The 4,772-nt window shown below is 46.4% G+C and carries 3 protein-coding genes and 1 riboswitch; all 3 genes read left to right on the plus strand.

Annotation, left to right across the window (positions count from 1 at the left end):
* Positions 1 to 903 precede the first annotated feature (903 nt).
* A riboswitch (TPP riboswitch) is annotated at positions 904 to 1,000 on the plus strand.
* A gap of 73 nt (positions 1,001 to 1,073) precedes the next feature.
* Positions 1,074 to 3,344 (plus strand): TonB-dependent receptor, encoded by a 2,271-nt coding sequence (locus QVO66_RS08490; protein WP_288172754.1) that lies wholly within the window; start codon positions 1,074 to 1,076, stop codon positions 3,342 to 3,344.
* A 16-nt stretch (positions 3,345 to 3,360) separates the two neighbouring features.
* Positions 3,361 to 3,969 carry a nicotinamide riboside transporter PnuC gene (pnuC, locus tag QVO66_RS08495; protein WP_021855044.1) on the plus strand — a complete coding sequence of 203 codons (609 nt, stop codon included), beginning with the start codon at positions 3,361 to 3,363 and terminating at the stop codon, positions 3,967 to 3,969.
* 79 nt (positions 3,970 to 4,048) lie between these two features.
* Positions 4,049 to 4,699 carry a thiamine diphosphokinase gene (locus tag QVO66_RS08500; protein ID WP_021855045.1) on the plus strand — a complete coding sequence of 217 codons (651 nt, stop codon included), beginning with the start codon at positions 4,049 to 4,051 and terminating at the stop codon, positions 4,697 to 4,699.
* Positions 4,700 to 4,772: the final 73 nt, after the last annotated feature.

Consider the following 4,772-nt stretch of genomic DNA (forward strand, 5'->3'; position numbering starts at 1 on the left):
AGGATAAAAGAGTTGCGGAAATGAGGATTAGTTCTTTTTATTGGTTTATTTCTTCTTATCAATTTATTTAGGAAACAATTAACATTCTCAATATTAATACAGATTATGCCTGCTTTTTACCGATAAAATTATTTTATACCTATTTTTTAATACCTATAAACAGCGTTTGTTATAAAAGATGTGCAAATTTAATAAAAACTTTTTAAAACAATGCAACTTTTAAACCACTTTATTTTACCAAAAGAACATCCTACAACAGACTGAATACATTTTCACTTTATCCGTAATAATATAACACGCAATATGCACAAACAGCAAGAAACACTAAGTATGATAAAAGTCAAAGACACATTGGCGCACCAAAGAAAACATGAATTCTGAGCCACAAAAGCGACAGAATAACGAAAATAAGACCAAACAGGGACACGCTTTTTAGCCACAAAAAATGGCGGCTAAATGTTAGCCGCCATTCCCTTTAGCAAAAGCGATAAGGAGTAATTATAAAAAACATCCGTATCAACAAACTGCATTTACTTTCTTTCCCCTTTCATCTTAAATAAAAAACATCAATCTCAAATCAAGTGCTTACATCTTCAACAGACTCCTCATCACTTTAAGGGCAATTATCACAAATCATCTTTTTTCTTACTTTATCAGATTGCTCTGATTGTTGCATATTTTTGAGACCGCCAGATAACTATTTGTATCTGTTCTTTTTCTGCCATAAATATACGAATTAAATTTCATATCACAAAATTTTACGCTTAAAAAAATTGCTATTTTTTTATTTTTTATCCATTCAGCCGTCAAAATATCATGATTATTTACATTTTTGAAACAAAAACATTACAATAGAGTTGCATGTTAGTTAAAAAAGCCTTAACTTTGTCGCCGGTTTACAAACGGTAGATTAAGGGGTGCCTGATAAATTGCAGGCTGAGATTAAACCCTGGAACCTGATACGGGTAATTCCGGCGTAGGGATAAACGGCCGAACTAATTTGTTTTTTGGTCTAAAGGATTTAAGCATAAGAAAGTATGCCCCTTTTTGTGTATTTAATTATTAGTTTTTTAATGAAACGTCATTTTTTTGTTGCGGCAACATTGTCATTGGCATTAACCAACGCAACAGCAGCTAACGAAACAGGAAAGACAAAGGCAGACTCGGTAAAGACCGTTGCACTGCAGGAAGTTCAGGTATTGTCTACACGTGCAGGCGAGACAACGCCTATCACGCACACCGACATCAGCAAGTCACAGATAAAGTCGATGAACTACGGCAAGGACGTACCGTTTATCCTCTCTCTGACGCCGTCGGTAACGACAACTTCTGACGCAGGAAACGGCATCGGATACACCAGCATAAGAGTGCGCGGCACCGACCCTACACGAATAAACATCACTGCCAACGGCATTCCAATCAACGACGCAGAGAGCAGCAACGTATACTGGACCAACATGCCCGACTTTGCATCGAGCGTTGAGAGCATGCAGATTCAGCGCGGTGTGGGCACATCAACCAACGGTGCGGGTGCATTCGGCGCCACGATAAACATGCAGACCGAAAACATCGGCGTGAAGCCTTTCGGAGGAATAGACCTCTCTGCCGGAAGCTACGGCTCACACAAGGAAACGTTCCGCTTCGGCACAGGACTTATCAACGGCCACTGGGGCTTCCAGGGACGCTTGTCTAACGTTGGCAGCGACGGATACATCGACCGCGCTTCGTCGAAGCTAGACTCTTATTTCCTGCAGGGTGGATATTTCTCAGACAACACCGTGGTGAAGTTTATCACCTTCAACGGAAAGGAAGAGACATATCATGCATGGAACTATGCTTCGCTCTACGAGATGAACCTCTACGGCCGCAGATACAACTCTTGCGGATATATGTATACTGACGAAGACGGCAACATGCACTTCTACGACAACCAGATTGACTATTATCATCAGCAGCACTACCAGTTGCTCTGGAACCAAATTCTGTCACGTGAACTGAGCCTCAACGTGGCCCTGCATTACACAAAAGGCTTCGGCTACTACGAAGAATACAAGGACGGAAGAACACTGGCCGAATATACTCTGACCAACGACTGGAGCAAGACGAGCGACCTGGTGCGCCGCAAGCAGATGGACAACGACTTCTACGGAGCCATAGCATCGCTCAACTACAACAACCGTAAGGGTCTGAAGGCAACAATCGGCGGAGGCTGGAACAAATATGACGGCGACCACTACGGTAACGTGCTGTGGGTGAAAAACTTCGACGAGGACATAGAGCCTAACCACAAATATTATGACAACAACGCCAAAAAGACCGACGGCAATATTTACGGAAAGGTAAACTATGAGTTCATAAAGGGACTCAGTGCATACGTTGACCTGCAGTACCGCCATGTAAACTACAAGATGAGCGGACCGTGCGACGCATTCGACTACGACACATACAAGCAGATTGTGTTCAACGAAGACAACTCGTTCGACTTCTTCAACCCGAAAGCCGGAATATTCTGGCAGATGAACAACAACCACCAGGCCTACGCCTCGTTTGCCATATCTCACCGCGAGCCGACACGTAACGACTACGAGGACAACCTTGGCGAAGACCTCAAGGCAGAAAGGCTCTACGACTGGGAACTTGGCTATAAGTTCACCACGAACAGGTTCTCTGCCGGAGTAAACTTCTACTACATGAATTACAACGACCAGTTTGTGCTGACCGGAGAACTTAACAACATTGGCGAAATGATAGCACGCAACGTGGGCGAGAGCTACCGTATGGGCGTTGAGCTGCAGGCAGCATGGCAACCCGTTGACTGGCTGCGCTGGGACGCCAACGCAACATGGAGCCGCAACCGCGCTAAAGACTGGCACATAACACTGAGCGACACGGGCGAAAGCGTAACGCTCGGCGACACACCGCTGTCATTCTCGCCCGACTTCATCTTCAACAACATCTTTACATTCAACTGGAAAGGACTTAGCGCATCGCTCCAGAGTCAGTATATCGGCGAGCAGTATCTCACCAACACCGGCATAAAGAGCTACATCAGCGAGAACGAGAACGGAGGCAACGAGGTCAGCATGATGATTGACAGCTACTTTGTAACCAATCTTGACCTTTCATATACATTCAAGCTGAAAGGTCTGAAGAGCATAACCCTCGGCTGCACTGTATACAATCTGTTCAGCGAGAAATACATGAACAACGGATGGTCTGCCCCGGGCTACAAGAAGAATGCAGACGGCAAGGTAATAGCCTACACTGAAGACGACGAATACGAAACGGGATATGCCGCACAGGCCCCGATAAACTTTATGGCTCATCTCAGCCTGACGTTCTAACAACTGCAGCTGCAAGATGGACTTCAATCAGTTTATGTCACAATATTGGCTCGACATCGTAACAACGGTGTTGGGCCTTATATACATCTGGCTCGAATACAAGGCCAGCATAGCCCTTTGGATTGTAGGCATAGTCATGCCGGCTCTCGACGTGTGGCTCTACTGGACTCACGGACTGTATGGCGACGCAGGCATGGCTGTCTACTACACCGTTGCAGCAATCTACGGCTATGCGGTATGGAAATTCGGCCGCAAGAAAGGCCAGAAAGAAGGCGAAGATATGCCTATCACTCATTTCAGGCGCTCATTAATCCTGCCCGTAACGTTGTTTTTCTTCGCGGCATGGGCATTAACGTGGTGGGTGTTAGTAACCTACACCAACAGCACCGTGCCCGTTACCGACGCCTTTACCAATGCCCTGAGCTTTGTAGGCCTGTGGGCTTTGTCTAGAAAATACATCGAACAATGGCTTTTCTGGATTGCCGTTGATGCCGTGTGCGCATATCTCTACATCGGCAAGGGCATACCCTTCAAAGCTTCGCTCTACGCTCTCTATGTGATAATAGCCGTAATGGGCTACTTTAAGTGGAAGCGGATGATGCAGCAGCAGTCACAGCCGGCATAAGTTCAGGCAGCATCACCCTACCCCATATTTGTCTCATCCATCCCATTTTTCCCATAACTCCCATTCAAAAGAAACAGCAATGCAGAACCTTCTGATAACAACATCCTTCGCCCCTGATGCCGTGATTATCGGCAACGGCGACTTTCCCACAGCTGAAATTCCGCTTGCAGCCATAAGTAATGCACGTTATGTATGCTGCTGCGACGGTGCGGCTGCCAGCTATATCTCACGCGGCTTCGTGCCCGATGCGATAGTAGGCGACGGCGACTCACTGGACGAAGTGTTCAAGGAGAAATACCGCGACATACTTCACATCATAGATGAACAGGACGACAACGACCAGACCAAAGCCACTCGCCACTGTCTAAGCATGGGTTTCAGAAGTATTGCATACGTGGGAGCAACGGGAAAGCGAGAAGACCACACACTGGGCAACATCAGTCTGATAGAACGCTACAGGAACGAAATGGGCATAGACGCAGTGATGCTAACCGACCACGGCTACTTTGTCGCTGCCGAAGGCGATGCTGAGTTTGAGACCTTCGCCGGTCAGCAGGTCAGCATATTCAACTTTTCTTGCAGCAGGATAGAAAGCAGCGGACTGAAATGGAACTCTTACGCTTACGGCAGCTGGTGGCAGGGCACTCTCAACGAGGCCACAGGCAACAGCGTAAAGTTCTGTGCCGACGGCCGCTATCTGGTGTTCCGCACTTACAAGGGAAAGATTTAGCATAGGCTTAACGGATAAGAACGGAACTTCTGTTTCATTTGTGTGGACATGAACACAGCGGGCGGACAGTCGA

The organism is Prevotella sp. CAG:255, from assembly GCF_000431195.1.
Taxonomy (GTDB): domain Bacteria; phylum Bacteroidota; class Bacteroidia; order Bacteroidales; family Bacteroidaceae; genus Prevotella; species Prevotella rara.

Coding starts and splice junctions, on each gene's coding strand:
- QVO66_RS08500 (WP_021855045.1), top strand. CDS start 4,049: ATGCAGAACCTTCTGATAACAACATCCTTCGCCCCTGATGCCGTGATT.
- QVO66_RS08490 (WP_288172754.1), top strand. CDS start 1,074: ATGAAACGTCATTTTTTTGTTGCGGCAACATTGTCATTGGCATTAACC.
- pnuC (WP_021855044.1), top strand. CDS start 3,361: ATGGACTTCAATCAGTTTATGTCACAATATTGGCTCGACATCGTAACA.